This is a genomic window from Sphingomonas sorbitolis, assembly GCF_036663875.1.
Taxonomy (GTDB): domain Bacteria; phylum Pseudomonadota; class Alphaproteobacteria; order Sphingomonadales; family Sphingomonadaceae; genus Sphingomonas.
On record NZ_JAXOJS010000002.1, the window covers coordinates 512626 to 526990 of the forward strand.

The window sequence follows — 14365 nt, forward strand, 5'->3', positions numbered from 1 at the left end:
AGCCCGGAATGCGGATTATGCCAGCGCGCAAAGCCCCGCTTGCGACGCAAGCCGCAAAGACTCCTTGCTCCCACACGCCCGCACCTGCCAAACGCGCGGCATGACGGTTAGCGTGAATATGGGCACCGACGGCAATGGTACTGCCGTCGGCGTCGACCTGGAGGAACTACTCGCCACCCGCCTGTTGGTGCAGGGCAATTCGGGCTCGGGGAAATCGCATCTGCTGCGCCGGCTGCTCGAGCGATCGGCGGGGCATGTCCAGCAGATCGTGATCGATCCGGAGGGCGATTTCGTGACGCTTGCCGGGCCGCACGGCCATGTCGTGATCGAGGCGGGCGACTATAGCGAACGCGAGATTTCGCGGATCGCCACGCGGTTGCGCGAACACCGGACGTCGGCCGTGCTGAGCCTCGAAGGGCTCGAGGTCGAGGGGCAGATGCGGTGCGCCGCGTCGTTCCTGTCCGCGCTGTTCGATGCGCCACGAGAGCATTGGTATCCGGTGCTGGTGGTGGTCGACGAAGCGCAGATGTTCGCGCCCGTCACCGGCGGTGAGGTTTCGGAAGAGGTACGCCGTGCGTCGCTCGCGGCGATGACCAACCTGATGTGCCGCGGGCGTAAGCGCGGGCTTGCCGGGGTGATTGCGACGCAACGTCTGGCGAAGCTTGCGAAGAACGTCGCGGCGGAGGCGTCGAACTTCCTGATGGGTCGCACCTTCCTCGACATCGACATGGCGCGCGCGGCCGACCTGCTCGGGATGGAGCGGCGGCAGGCGGAGGCGATTCGCGATCTCCAGCGGGGCACGTTCATGGCGCTCGGGCCGGCGGTATCGCGGCGGCCGATCACGGTGAAGATCGGCGACGTCGCGACGTCCGCGCGGAGCGGCAGCCCCAAGTTGACGCCGTTGCCGAGCGCTGCGCCGATGGACTTGCAGGATTTGCTGTCCGAGCCGGTGGTCGACGCGCCCGAACTCGGCCTGATGTTCGATTCGCGGCCGCGTCGCGTGCCGGCGGAGGAACTGCTCGACGGCATCGCCCGCCCGCCCGAGCCGCGTACCGCCGCGCCGCCGCCGCCGGAGAAGACCGACGACGAGGTCGAGGCGGTCTACGCCGACGTCTTCCGCGCGATCGTCGAGGATCCGGAGTCGACGTTGCGTCCGCCGTCGGTGCTGTTCCAGGATTTCCAGGTGCGGTGTCGGATGGGGGGGCTGGCTAAGCCGCCGCTCGATTTGCCGGGTTTCGTGCGGCGTCTGAGTTGCGCGCGTGCGGGGATATTCGACATGACCGATGAAGCCTGGACGGCGGCGCTGGACGTGGCGAGCGGCCTGCCGGACGACATGCTGGGGGCGTTCCTGCTGGTGGCGCGGGCTGCGCGCGAGGGCGAACCCTGCCCGTCGGACGCGCGGATCGCAGCGACGTACGGCACGAGTTCGCTAGGCCGAGTGAAGCGTCTGATCGGCTATATCGAGAGCCGGGAGTTGATCGTGTGCCGGACTGATCTGGCCGGTAAACGCTCGATCACGATACCCGGGCTGGGGTGGACGACGTTGCCGGCGGAAGCGGCATAAGGTCTCGCTCGCGCGTCATTAGATTGACTCCCCCGTCGTCCCAGCGAAAGCTGGGATATTCCGCGGCGAGGAGTGCGCCCGTCCCACACAATACGGGCTGTTAGGCGGGCGCGTTCCTCCTCGCCGCAGGAGATCCCAGCTTTCGCTGGGATGACGGAGGGGGGCTGGAGGCTCGACATGGCGCATGGCGGTTGGGTCTACATAATGGCGAACAAGCCGTACGGCATGCTGTACATCGGCGTCACCGCGTATCTGGCTTCGCGCGTTCACCAACATCGGATCGATACCGGGTCCGCCTATTGCCGGCGGTATGGTTTGAAGATTCTGGTGTTCGCCGAGCAGCATGGAACGATCCAGGACGCGATCGCTAGGGAGAAGATGCTGAAGGCTTGGAAACGGTCGTGGAAGGACGAATTGATCGCGACGATCAATCCTGAGTGGGCGGACCTTTACGACCAGCTTCATTGAAGCGGTCACCTAACCCATAAACCGTCATCCCAGCGAACGCTGGGATCTCCTGCGGCGAGGAGGAACGCGGCCGGTCAAACAACCAGCGCTGCGTAGTTTGGAAACGCTCCTCGCCGCGGAATATCCCAGCTTTCGCTGGGATGACGGCAATCAGACGAACCTCAGATCATCCCCAACGCCTGGAGATACACCTCGAGGATCGCCTCCTCCTCCTGATATTCTTCCTTCTTCTTCTTCCGGATCGACAGGATCTTGCGGATCGCCTTGGGGTCGTACCCGCGGCCCTTGGCCTCAGCCATCACGTCCTTGATGTCGTCCGAGATACCCTTCTTCTCTTCTTCGAGACGCTCGGCGCGCTCGATCAGCAGGCGCAGTTCGTCCGCTGCGACCGCGCCGCCGCCCATGCCGTGTTGCCGTTCGTCAGACATCGAAAATTCCCCACTCGCCAGCGCCACGCGCCAGCCCAAAGCCAATCGAGATACAAGCCCGCACCGGTGACCGCCGTCTCACGACGTCGTGAATCATGCCGCTGCTGGTGCGGGACGGCGTCTAGGCGTTTACCGTGCTTGGCTCAATCGCCTGAATCGAACGGCGCGTTCTTCGCGACGCTCGCCTTCATCCGTTCGAGCTGCTCAGGGCTCGCATCGCGCTGATGGTGCGCCTTCCACTCCGCATAGGGCATTCCGTACACCGTCTCGCGCGCTTCGTCCTTCGACAGGCCGCCCGCTTCCTCGACCCAGTCCGACAGGCAGTTGCGGCAAAAACCGGCGAGCCCCATCAGGTCGACATTCTGCGCGTCCTCGCGGTGGCGAAGGTGGCGGATCAGGCGGCGGAAGGCTTTCGCCGCTACGGCATCGTCCAAAGTATCGAGGCGATCGGGATTCATTCGTATGCTCCGTGGTTGATCGTACGGAGATAGGGTTTAAGGCCCGTCGCGGCAAAGACCTCCCCCAGGAAACGCCGAGGAAGACGCACCGCATGACCATGGCCATCGCCCCCCGTTCGCGGAAAGTCCGCATTCTCGCGACGCTCGGCCCTGCCAGCAGCACGCCAGAGATGATCGCAACGCTGTTCCGCACCGGCGCCGACGCCTTCCGCATCAACATGAGCCACGGCGACCAGCAGTCGAAGATCGCGGTGATCCAGGCGATTCGCACGCTGGAGAAGGAATATGGTCGCCCTTCGACGATCCTCGCCGATCTGCAGGGGCCAAAGCTGCGCGTCGGCAAGTTCGATGGCGGACGGACCGTGCTCGAAACCGGCGCGACCTTCGTGCTCGACCGCGATCCCACGCCGGGTGACGCGACGCGCGTCGAACTGCCGCACGACGAGATCTTCGCGGCGATCGAGCCGGGCGCACGCCTGTTGCTCGACGACGGCAAGCTGGTGCTGCGCGTCGTGTCGCACAGCCCGCGTCAGATCACGACCCGCGTCGAAGTCGGCGGTGCGCTGTCGAACAGCAAGGGGCTGAACGTCCCCGACGTCGTGCTGCCGATGGCCGCGCTGACCGAGAAGGATCGCAGCGATCTCGATTTCGCGGTCGACCAGGGCGTCGACTGGATCGCGCTGTCGTTCGTCCAGCGCCCGGAGGATCTCTGGGAAGCGCGGAAGTTGATCGGCGGCAAGGCGGCGCTGATGGCGAAAATCGAGAAGCCGGCGGCGATCGAGCGGCTGGAGGAGATCGTCGAGGCGTGTGATGGCGTGATGGTCGCGCGCGGCGATCTCGGCGTCGAACTGCCGCCGCAGCAGGTGCCGCCGCTGCAGAAGCGCATCGTCGAGGTCTCGCGCCGGATGGGCCGCCCCGTCGTCGTGGCGACGCAGATGCTTGAATCGATGATCACTTCGCCCTCGCCGACGCGCGCGGAAGTGTCCGACGTCGCGACCGCGGTGTATGACGGCGCCGACGCGATCATGCTGTCGGCGGAGAGCGCGGCGGGCGCTTGGCCGGTCGAATCGGTGGCGATGATGGATGCGATCGGCGTGTCGGTCGAGGCGGATCCCGAGCACGGCGACCGCATGCACTTCACGGTGATGAAGCCCGATCCGACGACCGCGGACGCGCTGGCCGAGGCCGCGAAGAACATCGCCGCGACGGTATCGGCGGTGGCGATCATCTGTTTCACAACGTCGGGCTCGACCGCCCGCCGGATCGCGCGCGAGCGGCCGTCGGTGCCGCTGCTGGTGCTGACGCCGAGCCAGGAGACCGCGCGGCGGCTTGGGCTGCTGTGGGGGACGCATGCGGTGCACACGCGCGACGTCGAGTCGTTCGAGGACATGGTGGCCAAGTCGAAGCGGATGGCGCTGCGGCACGGGATGGCCAAGGCTGGCGACCGCGTGATCGTGCTTGCTGGCGTGCCGTTCCGGACGCCTGGGTCGACGAATGTGCTGCATGTGGTGCGGATCGTCGGGGACGAGCTGAAGGGGCATCATTCGCAGGTTTGAGTTTGGGGGCTTGAACCGGCGGCAGGCGCGGCTTGCCGGTCGCGGCTATGCAGATGCAGCCCGTTGATGGGGAAAGCGGGCCCCGCCCCACCTGTTCCCCCGCGAAGGCGGGGGTCCAGGGTACCGAGCGCTACGGTACTTAGCTGAGCCCCCGCATCCCCGGGGGGACGGCCCTGGTGTAGACCGCATCCCGCCTCGCACCAGCACTACATTCAGGCTGGAGCACCAACGAACGCCACCCCTCCCCCGTCATGCCGGGCTCGTTCCAGCATCCACCGTTCCGCATGCCTGCGGTCCGCGGGGTGTGCGGAACGGTGGCCCCGGCCTCCGCCAGGATGGGGCTGTGAGGCCGGTGTGCGAACTAATCTAGGCTAGCGCTGGCCTCCCGAATACGCGATGTCGCCGGTAAGGACCGCACGGGAGGCGCGCACATGACATTACGCGAGAAGATCGGTTGGGGCGCACTCGCCCTGCTCGGAGCCTGCGCGCTCGCGGTCGTCGCATTCGAGCGCGGCGAGCATGTCAACGCGTTGTGGATCGTCACCGCCGCCGCCTCGGTCCAGCTGATCGCGTACCGCTTCTACGCACGCTACATCGCCCGCCACGTCATGCAGCTCGATCCGTCGCGGCAAACCCCGGCGCTGCGCCGCGCAGACGGGCTCGACTACGTCGCGACCGATCGCAACGTCCTGTTCGGCCACCATTTCGCCGCGATCGCCGGTGCCGGCCCGCTCGTCGGCCCGGTGCTCGCCGCGCAGATGGGCTACCTCCCCGGCACGCTCTGGATCCTCGCTGGCGTCGTGCTCGCAGGCGCGGTGCAGGATTTCATGATCCTGTTCATCTCGATGCGCCGCGACGGGCGGTCGCTCGGCGAGCTGATCCGCATGGAGATGGGCGCGATTCCCGGCGTGATCGCGCTGATCGGCGCGTTCGCGATCATGGTCATCATCCTCGCCGTGCTCGCGCTGATCGTCGTCCGCGCGCTCGCCGGCAGCCCGTGGGGGCTGTTCACCGTCGCCGCGACGATCCCGCTCGCGTTCCTGATGGGCATCTACACGCGCTGGATCCGGCCCGGAAAGGTCGGCGAAGTCTCCGTTCTCGGCGTCATCGGGTTGCTCGCCGCGATCGTCTACGGCGGCACCGTGGCCGCGTCGCCGACGCTCGCGCCGCTGTTCACGCTGACCCCGGTGCAGTTGTGCGTGCTGATGGTCGGCTATGGCGCGGTCGCGTCGGTCCTGCCGGTGTGGCTGTTGCTCGCGCCGCGCGATTACCTGTCGACCTTCCTCAAGATCGGGGCGATCGTCGCGTTGGCGATCGGGATCGCGGTCGTTGCACCGCCGCTCAGGATGCCTGCGCTCACCCCGTTCATCGACGGATCCGGCCCGGTCTGGTCGGGCGGGCTCTTCCCGTTCCTGTTCATCACGATCGCGTGCGGCGCGGTGTCGGGGTTCCACGCGCTGATCGCGAGCGGCACCACGCCGAAACTGATCGCCAGCGAAGGCGACGCGCAGTTCATCGGCTACGGCGCGATGCTGATGGAGAGCTTCGTCGCGATCATGGCGCTGGTCGGGGCGTCAATCCTCGATCCCGGCGTCTATTTCGCGATGAACAGCCCGGCGGCGGTGGTCGGCACCGACTTCGCCTCCGCTGCCACCGCGGTGACGGCGATGGGCTTCCCGATCACGCCGGAACTGCTCGCGCAAACCGCCAAGGACGTCGGCGAGACCACGATCGTCAGCCGCACGGGCGGCGCGCCGACGCTGGCGGTGGCGATGTCGGAAATCTTCAGCCACCTCGTCGGCGGGCAGGCGATGAAGGCATTCTGGTATCACTTCGCGATCCTGTTCGAGGCTCTGTTCATCCTGACCGCGGTCGATGCGGGGACGCGCGCCGGAAGGTTCATGCTGCAGGATTTGATCGGACTTGCGGTGCCGTCGTTCCGCAACGCATCGGCGATCGTGCCGGGGCTGATCGCGACCGCGTTGTGCGTGATCGCGTGGGGCTTCTTCCTGTATCAGGGCGTTACCGATCCGCTTGGCGGGGTGAATACGTTGTGGCCACTGTTCGGGATCTCGAACCAGATGCTTGCGGCGGTTGCGCTGGTGCTGGCGACGGTGGTGCTGTTCCGGATGAAGCGCCAGCGGTACGCGTGGGTGACGATCCTGCCCGCCGCGTGGCTGTGTCTCTGCACGATCACCGCCGGGCTGATGAAGCTGTTCGCAAGCGATCCGAAGGTCGGCTTCCTCGCGCACGCGTCGAAGTTCGCGGACGCGGCGGCGCGCGGCGAACTGCTCGCGCCGGCCAAGACGATGGCGGAGATGCAGCGGATCGTGCTCAACGACCGGATCGACGCGGGGCTTTGCGCGCTGTTCCTTGCGGTGGTGTTGTCGATCGTGTTCTTCGGTGTGCGGACGTGTCTGGCGGCGCTGAAGATCGACCGGCCGACGGTGACCGAAGTCCCGCCGCAGCTGGTGGCCGCGGAATGATCCGCGCACTCTACGCAAAGGTGCGCGAGACCGCGTTGCTGATGGTCGGCGTGCCGTCCTACGCGGCGTATTGCCAGCACATGGCCGAGCGGCATCCCGACCGCGCGCCGATGGACGAGCGTGCGTTCTTCCGCGATCGGCAGGAGGCGCGGTACGGCAGCAAGGGCGGAGGGCGCTGCTGTTGACCGAGACGCTTTCGACCGTCGCTCGACTCCGGGCAGCGACGGCGAGCGATCACGACGCGGTCGATGCCGGGTTCGGACGCTATGACCTGAGCAATGCGGACGATTACCGCGCGTTCCTGATTGCGCACGCCAAAGCATTGCCGGCGGTCGAGGCTTGGCTGGCCGCTATTCCGGGACTGGCGACGGTTCGATCGCGGGGGGCGGCGCTGGCCGAGGATCTTGCCGCGCTAGGTGAGGACATGCCCGCGCCGATGACGTTCGACGTTCCGGCGAGCGCTGCCGCCGGGTGGGGCGCGATGTATGTCGTCGAGGGGTCGCGGCTTGGCGGGATCATGTTGTCGCGGTCGGTGCCCGACGGGATGCCCTCGGCCTATCTCGGCGCCAAACATCTGTCGGGCGAGTGGCGCGCGTTGCTCGCTGCAATCGACGGGGAGACCGCCGACGAAGCCTGGGTCGAGCAGGCCATCGTCGGCGCAAAGGCGGCGTTCGAGCTGTATCGACGCGCGCCGGCCTGATCTCCCGGCCTGATCTCAGCGCAGGAGCTTCGGCGCTTCCTTGCGGATCATCTCCTGCACCTTGGCCGCGAACAGCCCGAGGATGCCGGGCAGGTCGACGACCGCATGGACGTTGGTCTCGAACACGGTGACTGCGCTGGCGATCGTCTGGCCCATCGCCTGGACGGTGAAGTGCAACGTATCGCCATCCCAACGCTGCTCAGTCACCGACCCGCCGGGGATCTTGTCGCTGATCTTGCCGATCCCGCCGTCGAGCCGCGCGCGGACCGCCGCCTTGCCGAGCTGATGGGGGACGTCGACGGTGATGGGAGTGCCCATGTCTATTCCTTAAGTCGCGAAAATCATGTCGTCGTTGGCGAACGCCTTGAACTCGAGTGCGTTGCCGCTGGGATCGAGAAAGAACATCGTCGCCTGCTCGCCGGGCTCGCCCCTGAAGCGGATGTACGGCGCTATCCCGAACTGGACGCCGGCGGCGGTGACGCGTTCCGACAGCGCGGTCCAGTCGTCCATCGTCAGGATGACGCCGAAATGGGGGACAGGGACGGCGTGGCCGTCGACCGCGTTCTCGACCGCGACGGGCTTGGCCGAGGGGTCGAGGTGCGCGACGATCTGGTGGCCGAAGAGGTCGAAGTCGATCCAGTGATCGCTGGAGCGGCCTTCGGGGCAGCCGAGCGTTGCGCCGTAGAAATTGCGGGCGGCGGCGAGGTCGTGGACCGGGAAGGCGAGGTGGAACGGGCGTAGGGTCATGCCGGGAGGATAGGGCGGGGGATCCGGTTCGTCGACCCGGGGGATTGCGTGGGATTTCCACGGATGTGTGCCCGCCCGTCCTTGTTCTCCCGCGAAGGCGGGAGTCCAGTCTGGGCTCCCGCCTTCGCGGGAGAACAAGATTTGGTGCGGGTGCCTTTCCCCCTCATTACTCCACCCCGGCGAACGCCGGGGCCCAATTGGGGGACGTAGCTAACGGGGAACCGCGCTTCGTTACTGCGGCCTTTCCAATTGGGCCCCGGCCTTCGCCGGGGTGGTGCTAGGTGGCGGGGAGCTGCTCTTCATGCCCTACCCCACCAAACCGAAAACATTGCCCCACCCCTTCCGCCAAGCCATAGCGCCAGCGTGACCCGCTACCCCGCCCTCGCCTGCCTCGTCCTTGGCGCGCTCGCCGCGACCGGGTTCGCCCCGCTCGATCTCTGGCCGCTGACGATCGTCGCGTTCGCGCTGTGGATGAAGCTCGTCCACGACGCCCCCACCCTGCGTCGCGCACTCTGGCGCGGATGGGTGTTCGGGGTCGGGCATTTCACCGTGAACAACAACTGGTTCCAGCATGCGTTCGACTTCCAGGACGCGATGCCGCCGGTGCTCGGCTATTTCGCGGCGGTCGGGCTGGCGCTGTATCTGGCGGTGTTCCCGATGCTGGCAGGCGGGATCGCTTGGCGGGCCGCACGGCGCCCCGGCACCCCAGATGCGACGTTCGTGCTGGTCTTCGGCGCAGCGTGGATCGCGACCGAGTGGCTGCGCGCGACACTGTTCACGGGCTATGCCTGGGATCCGCTGAGCGTCGTCTGGTTGCCAGCAATAGGCGTCGCGCGGCTATCGGCCTGGATCGGCACCTACGCCTTGTCAGGAGTCACGATAGTCGCAGCGGGTGCGCTGCTGATGCTGGCCTCACGCCGTTGGACCCTGCCGGCGGTCGCGATCCCCGCGTTGAGTCTTGCCGGATTATCCGCGCTGTGGACCAATGCCCCGCCGCCAGCGCCTGGCACGCCTCTGGTCCGTGTCGTCCAGCCGGATATCGGCCAGGAAGACCGCAGCGAGACCGATGGCGAGCGCGTCCTTACCGCGCTCGAAAAGCTGTCTGGCCAAGGTGGCGCCACCCCACGCCTTGTCGTCTGGCCCGAGGGCGTCGTCCGCGATTACGTCGAGGATGGCTACCCGTTCTACGCCTATGGCTGGTCGAGCCCGCTCTACCTCCGCCGCCGGATGGCGCGGCTCCTGGGGCCCGAGGACATCCTGCTGATCGGCGGCACCGCGCTTGAGTTCAACGCCAAGGACCAGATCTCGGGCGCGGCGAATTCGGTGTTTGCGCTCGACGCGCAGGCGCGGTTGCGGGGGCGGTACGACAAGGCGCACCTCGTGCCCTATGGCGAGTATCTCCCGATGCCATGGCTGCTGAAGCCGCTAGGCCTTGCGCGGCTCGTGCCCGGCGATATCGACTTCACCTCCGGCAAGGGCCCCGCGAACCTGACGCTGCCCGGCTTCGGCTCGATCGGGATGCAGATCTGCTACGAGATCATCTTCTCGGGCGAGGTCGTCGATCGCGCGCACCGCCCCCGTATCCTGTTCAATCCTTCGAACGATGCGTGGTTCGGCAAATGGGGCCCGCCGCAGCACCTCGCCCAGGCCCGGATGCGCGCGATTGAGGAAGGGTTGCCGATCCTCCGCGCCACCCCGACCGGCATCTCAGCGATCATCGCCGCCGATGGCCGGCTGGTCGCGACCGTACCGCATGAGACCGCCGGCGCAATCGAGCAGCCGATGCCGTCCGCACTGCCCCCCACGCTGTTCTCCCATGTCGGCAATGCGATGGCGGCGATCGTCGCCGCGTTGATGCTCGTTACCGCGGTTGCCCTACGCCGCCACCGCCGCTAGAAGCGTCATATAAAGTTTTCCTTATATGTCGCTCTCCGGCCCTCTACCGGCGAGTTTTTGCGAAGAGGTCTCATGCGCAAGTCTTTCCTGTTCACCTCCGAATCGGTCTCCGAAGGCCATCCCGACAAGGTCGCCGACCAGATCAGCGACACGATCGTCGACCTGTTCCTCGCCAAGGATCCGCAGGCCCGCATCGCCTGCGAGACGCTGACGACCACGCAGCTCGTCGTCCTCGCCGGTGAAATCCGCGGCAAGGGCATTTACGAGAACGACCAGTGGGCCGATGGCGTCCTGGAAGAGATCGAGGCTGCGGTGCGCAACACCGTCAAGGAAATCGGCTACGCGCAGACCGGCTTCCACTGGGAGACGTTCCGCTTCGAGAACAACCTCCACGGCCAGTCCGCGCACATCGCGATGGGCGTCGACGAGAGCGGCAACAAGGACGAGGGTGCCGGCGACCAGGGCATCATGTTCGGCTACGCGACCGACGAGACCCCCGGCCTGATGCCCGCGACGCTGTATTACAGCCACAAGATCCTCGCCAAGATGGCCGAGGACCGCCACTCGGGCGCGGCACCGTTCCTCGAGCCCGACGCCAAGAGCCAGGTCACGCTGTCGTACGAGAACGAAGTGCCGGTCGGCGCGACCGCACTGGTCGTCTCGACGCAGCATGCGCCGGGCTATTGCGAGAAGGGCGACAACGCCGATCCCGCCAAGTACGCGGTTCTGCGCGATTACGTCATGGGCGTGTTCAAGGACGTGCTGCCCGACGGCTTCATCACCGACGACACCGCGATCTACATCAACCCGACCGGCCAGTTCGAGATCGGTGGCCCTGACGGCGACGCCGGCGTGACCGGGCGCAAGATCATCGTCGACACGTACGGCGGCGCGGCGCCGCATGGCGGCGGTGCGTTCTCGGGCAAGGATCCGACGAAGGTCGATCGTTCGGCTGCCTATGTCGCACGCTATCTGGCGAAGAACGTCGTTGCTGCCGGCCTGGCGCGTCGCTGCACGATCCAGCTGAGCTATGCGATCGGCATCGCCGAGCCGCTGTCGGTGTATGTCGACACGCATGGTACCGGCACGGTCGAGGAAGCCAAGCTCGAGGCGGTGCTGCCGAAGCTCGTTCGCCTGACGCCGAAGGGCATCCGCGAGCACCTCAAGCTCAACGCGCCGATCTACAAGAAGACCGCGGCGTATGGTCACTTCGGTCGCGAGCCCGAGGGTGACATGTTCACCTGGGAAAAGACCGATCTGGTCGACGCGCTGAAGGCTGCCGTCGCCTGACCATCACGGTCCTTCCCCGCATAGGGAAGGATTACAGGATCCATAAAGCCTCGCTCGAGCGATCGGGCGGGGCTTTTTGCTGTTCAGCGTCATCGACCGCCGGCGCGGCGCTGTCCTCTTCACCGCGCGACGGACGATATTCCCCTACGTAATCAATGCCTTTTATCAATTCATACCCGTTTCGCGACTATCCTGGATTAACCATTTTCGGCTAACGGGGGCGCCTCGCTTCTTCGGATACTGCTTATGCCCCGCCGCATACGATCATTAGTTGCTTCGCTGGGCGAGGAGGTGTCGGCGCATGCGCGACAGTCAGAGGCGATCGCGGGGCGGACCAACCTGCTGGCCCTCAACGCGACCATAGAGGCCGCACGGTCGGGCGATGCCGGACGTGGGTTCGCGGTCGTCGCTCAGGAAGTGAAGGCGCTGGCGGATCAGGCGCGCACCTCATCCGCCTCATTCCGCGAACAGATTCTCGGGCGCCTGCAACAGGGCGCGGCGATCGCCGAGCAACTGGTCCGCGACGTCGAGGGCGGGCGGCTGGTCGAACTCGCGCAGTCGATCGCCGACACGCTGTGCCGCACGCTGTACGATCGCTCGATCGACATCCGCATGCTCGCCTCGGATCATTCGATCAGCGAGGCGATCCTGTTCCGCTCCGATTCCCCCAAGGTCGAGGCCAAGGCGCTCGAACGGGTGCGTGCGCTACTCCGCTGCTCGCCCTATTTCCTCAACGCGTTCGTGGTCGATGCGACCGGCGCGGTGGCGGTCTGCGCGCATGACAATGCCTCGGTCCGCGGCGTCAATTTCAGGGGCTATTCGCAGTTCGAACGCGCGCTAGTGGCCGATCTATCGCAGGAATGGTCGACCGACGATGTCTGGGAAAACCCCTGGTCGGATCGCCGCAAGGTGCTGGTCTATGTCGCGCCGGTCCGCTTCGACGACGCGACGATCGGCGTGTGCTATCTGGAATATGATTTCGAGGGGCAGACCGCGACGATCATGGACGTGATCCGCAAATCGAGCTCGGGCGCGGTGGTCAGCATCGTCGATCCACAGGGCCGCGTCGTCGCCAGCACCGGCGCATACGCCTATCACGCGCCGCACCCCTATGTGAAAACCGGCGGCGCGCCGCAGATCGAGGCACGCGACGGACTGGTCGTCGCGCAGGCCGCAGTACCGTCCGATCACGGGTTTTCGGGACTCGATCTACGCTGCGTGATCGAGGATCACGTCGCCACCGACGACGAGATCGCCGCGATGATGCGCGCCCGCATGCGGGTCGGCTAAGAGGCTCAGGCGCGCTCGGCGATGCCGGCGACCTGACCCTCGACGACGGGCGCGACGCGGTCGAACACCGCGCTGACGAGCGCCTCCGCGATCCAGCCGACCGCTGCACCGACGACGAGGTCGGACAGATAATGCTTGCCGTTGATCGGTTGCGCCGCGGCGACCATGCCGGTGATGATCGCGGCGGGCGCCCCTGCCCCATGGACGTCGCGCGATACTGCGCGCGCGACCGCGACCGCGCCCGCGGTATGCCCCGACGGGAACGAGGTCTGGTCGTGATCGTCGCTGTCGCCCGGTTCGAACTTCGCCTTGCCGTCCTCGATCGCCTTTTCGGGGCGGGTGCGGTCGACCGAACTCTTGATCGCGGATTTGACGAAGGTCGCCGCCGCGTGCGCCGCGAGCATCCGGACGCCGCCGCGGATCATGTCGGGGCGGCGCGCGATAAGGCCGATCACCGCGGTGCCGATCGAGGTTGCGACAAGCTGTGGCTGGTCGCCGATCTCGGCCAGGAACCCGACCGCCTTGACCGCCGGCCGGTCGCGCTGCTCGGCGGCCTTCAGCGTGACGCCGCGATCCGCCGCCTCGACAGTCTTCGCGGCACGTTCGATCTCATCCATCAACTCTCGTCCCGCCCGTTCATCTCACCGCGCACCTGCGCATGCGCCAACAGCGCAAACAACCCCGCACCGCCCAACAGGTTGCCGAGGATCGCCGGCAGCATCAGTTCGAATAGCGTCTGCACGACGCCGGTCTTGCCCGCGAACAGCAGCAGCCACGCCTCCACCGAGCCGACGATCGAATGGCTGAACCCGCCGATCGCGACGACATAGGTAACCGCCAGGATTACCAGGAACGACTGTTCGCGCGCATTGGGCAGCGACCAGGCGAGGATCGCGATCATGAACCCGGCGGGGATCGCGTTGACGAACGTCGCCCCGGCCGACAGCTCGGTGATCGCGACCGACACCTCGATCATCGCGGTCCGCAGTTCGCCGCCGCCGAGCAGCCCCGCCGCGATCATTCCGCCCGCCAGCGCCGTACCGAGCAGATTGGCACCGAGCACGATCGTCCACAGCCGCAGCGTGCGTCGCACCGCCCAGCCCGACGGCCGCGTCACCAGCGGCAACATCGCGGTGATCGTGCTCTCGGTGAACAGCTGCATCCGACCGAGGATGACCATGAGGAACCCGATCGGATAGCCGAGCGACACGACGATCGACCGCGACGGCGTATCGGGCAGCGCTGCGTGGAGCGCACCCTCGGCGATCAGCGAGCTCGCGATCGCCATGCCCGCCGCAAGGCCCGAAAAGAACAGCGACGAGACTGGCCGGTCGAGCTCGTCCTGCCCCTCCTCACGGACCGCGCGATGCAGATCCTGCGCATCGGCGGCCTTGAGGTCGTCGACGTCGTCCGGCGGTGGGGAGGAATCCGGTTTGGCCATTACGCCAGTGTAACGGCCCGCCGCGCGTTTCGGTCCCACCG

15 protein-coding genes are annotated in these 14365 nt (G+C 66.7%); 9 read left to right on the forward strand and 6 right to left on the reverse strand.

The features are described 5' to 3' along the window. Positions 1-100: 100 nt before the first annotated feature. Complete coding sequence (locus U1763_RS07705; RefSeq protein WP_056051716.1) at positions 101-1564, forward strand: helicase HerA domain-containing protein; 1464 nt, start codon at positions 101-103, stop codon at positions 1562-1564. A 177-nt stretch (positions 1565-1741) separates the two neighbouring features. Then, positions 1742-2032, forward strand: coding sequence for a GIY-YIG nuclease family protein (locus U1763_RS07710; RefSeq protein WP_332754749.1), 291 nt, complete (start codon positions 1742-1744; stop codon positions 2030-2032). Positions 2033-2193: 161 nt separating this feature from the next. On the opposite strand, the gene U1763_RS07715 is transcribed toward U1763_RS07710, so the two are convergent. Then, positions 2194-2436, reverse strand: coding sequence for a DUF2312 domain-containing protein (locus U1763_RS07715; RefSeq protein WP_197942503.1), 243 nt, complete (start codon positions 2434-2436; stop codon positions 2194-2196). Positions 2437-2603: 167 nt separating this feature from the next. Next, the gene (locus tag U1763_RS07720; RefSeq protein ID WP_332754750.1) at positions 2604-2918 is read right to left on the reverse strand and encodes a DUF1244 domain-containing protein; all 315 of its coding nucleotides are present in this window, start codon (positions 2916-2918) and stop codon (positions 2604-2606) included. 92 nt (positions 2919-3010) lie between these two features. Between U1763_RS07720 and pyk the strand changes: the two genes are divergently transcribed. From pyk to U1763_RS07740, 4 genes are all read left to right on the forward strand, one after another. Then, entirely contained in the window at positions 3011-4474 is a 1464-nt protein-coding gene (gene pyk, locus U1763_RS07725) for a pyruvate kinase (protein WP_132736082.1), read from the forward strand. A gap of 431 nt (positions 4475-4905) precedes the next feature. Beyond that, positions 4906-6960, forward strand: coding sequence for a carbon starvation CstA family protein (locus U1763_RS07730; RefSeq protein WP_332754751.1), 2055 nt, complete (start codon positions 4906-4908; stop codon positions 6958-6960). Continuing rightward, the gene (locus U1763_RS07735; protein WP_332754752.1) at positions 6957-7145 is read left to right on the forward strand and encodes a YbdD/YjiX family protein; all 189 of its coding nucleotides are present in this window, start codon (positions 6957-6959) and stop codon (positions 7143-7145) included. The genes U1763_RS07730 and U1763_RS07735 overlap by 4 nt, the downstream gene beginning before the upstream one ends. Next, positions 7142-7660: a biliverdin-producing heme oxygenase gene (locus U1763_RS07740; protein WP_332754753.1), complete on the forward strand. Its 519-nt coding sequence runs from the start codon at positions 7142-7144 to the stop codon at positions 7658-7660. The genes U1763_RS07735 and U1763_RS07740 overlap by 4 nt, the downstream gene beginning before the upstream one ends. 15 nt (positions 7661-7675) lie before the next feature. On the opposite strand, the gene U1763_RS07745 is transcribed toward U1763_RS07740, so the two are convergent. After that, positions 7676-7978, reverse strand: a complete 303-nt coding sequence (locus U1763_RS07745) for a polyhydroxyalkanoic acid system family protein (protein WP_332754754.1) — start codon at positions 7976-7978, stop codon at positions 7676-7678. A 9-nt stretch (positions 7979-7987) separates the two neighbouring features. Next, positions 7988-8407 carry a VOC family protein gene (locus tag U1763_RS07750; RefSeq protein ID WP_332754755.1) on the reverse strand — a complete coding sequence of 140 codons (420 nt, stop codon included), beginning with the start codon at positions 8405-8407 and terminating at the stop codon, positions 7988-7990. 363 nt (positions 8408-8770) lie between these two features. Between U1763_RS07750 and lnt the strand changes: the two genes are divergently transcribed. From lnt to U1763_RS07765, 3 genes are all read left to right on the forward strand, one after another. Continuing rightward, positions 8771-10303: an apolipoprotein N-acyltransferase gene (lnt, locus tag U1763_RS07755; protein ID WP_332754756.1), complete on the forward strand. Its 1533-nt coding sequence runs from the start codon at positions 8771-8773 to the stop codon at positions 10301-10303. Between the two features lie 72 nt (positions 10304-10375). Continuing rightward, entirely contained in the window at positions 10376-11593 is a 1218-nt protein-coding gene (metK, locus tag U1763_RS07760) for a methionine adenosyltransferase (protein ID WP_277984605.1), read from the forward strand. A 246-nt stretch (positions 11594-11839) separates the two neighbouring features. Beyond that, positions 11840-12883 (forward strand): cache domain-containing protein, encoded by a 1044-nt coding sequence (locus U1763_RS07765; protein WP_443026893.1) that lies wholly within the window; start codon positions 11840-11842, stop codon positions 12881-12883. Between the two features lie 5 nt (positions 12884-12888). Here the strand turns inward: U1763_RS07765 and U1763_RS07770 are convergent, their stop codons facing one another. Both U1763_RS07770 and U1763_RS07775 read right to left on the reverse strand, forming a co-directional pair. Beyond that, positions 12889-13500, reverse strand: coding sequence for a phosphatase PAP2 family protein (locus tag U1763_RS07770; RefSeq protein WP_332754757.1), 612 nt, complete (start codon positions 13498-13500; stop codon positions 12889-12891). After that, positions 13500-14324 carry a formate/nitrite transporter family protein gene (locus U1763_RS07775; protein WP_132736102.1) on the reverse strand — a complete coding sequence of 275 codons (825 nt, stop codon included), beginning with the start codon at positions 14322-14324 and terminating at the stop codon, positions 13500-13502. The genes U1763_RS07770 and U1763_RS07775 overlap by 1 nt, the downstream gene beginning before the upstream one ends. Positions 14325-14365 lie beyond the last annotated feature (41 nt).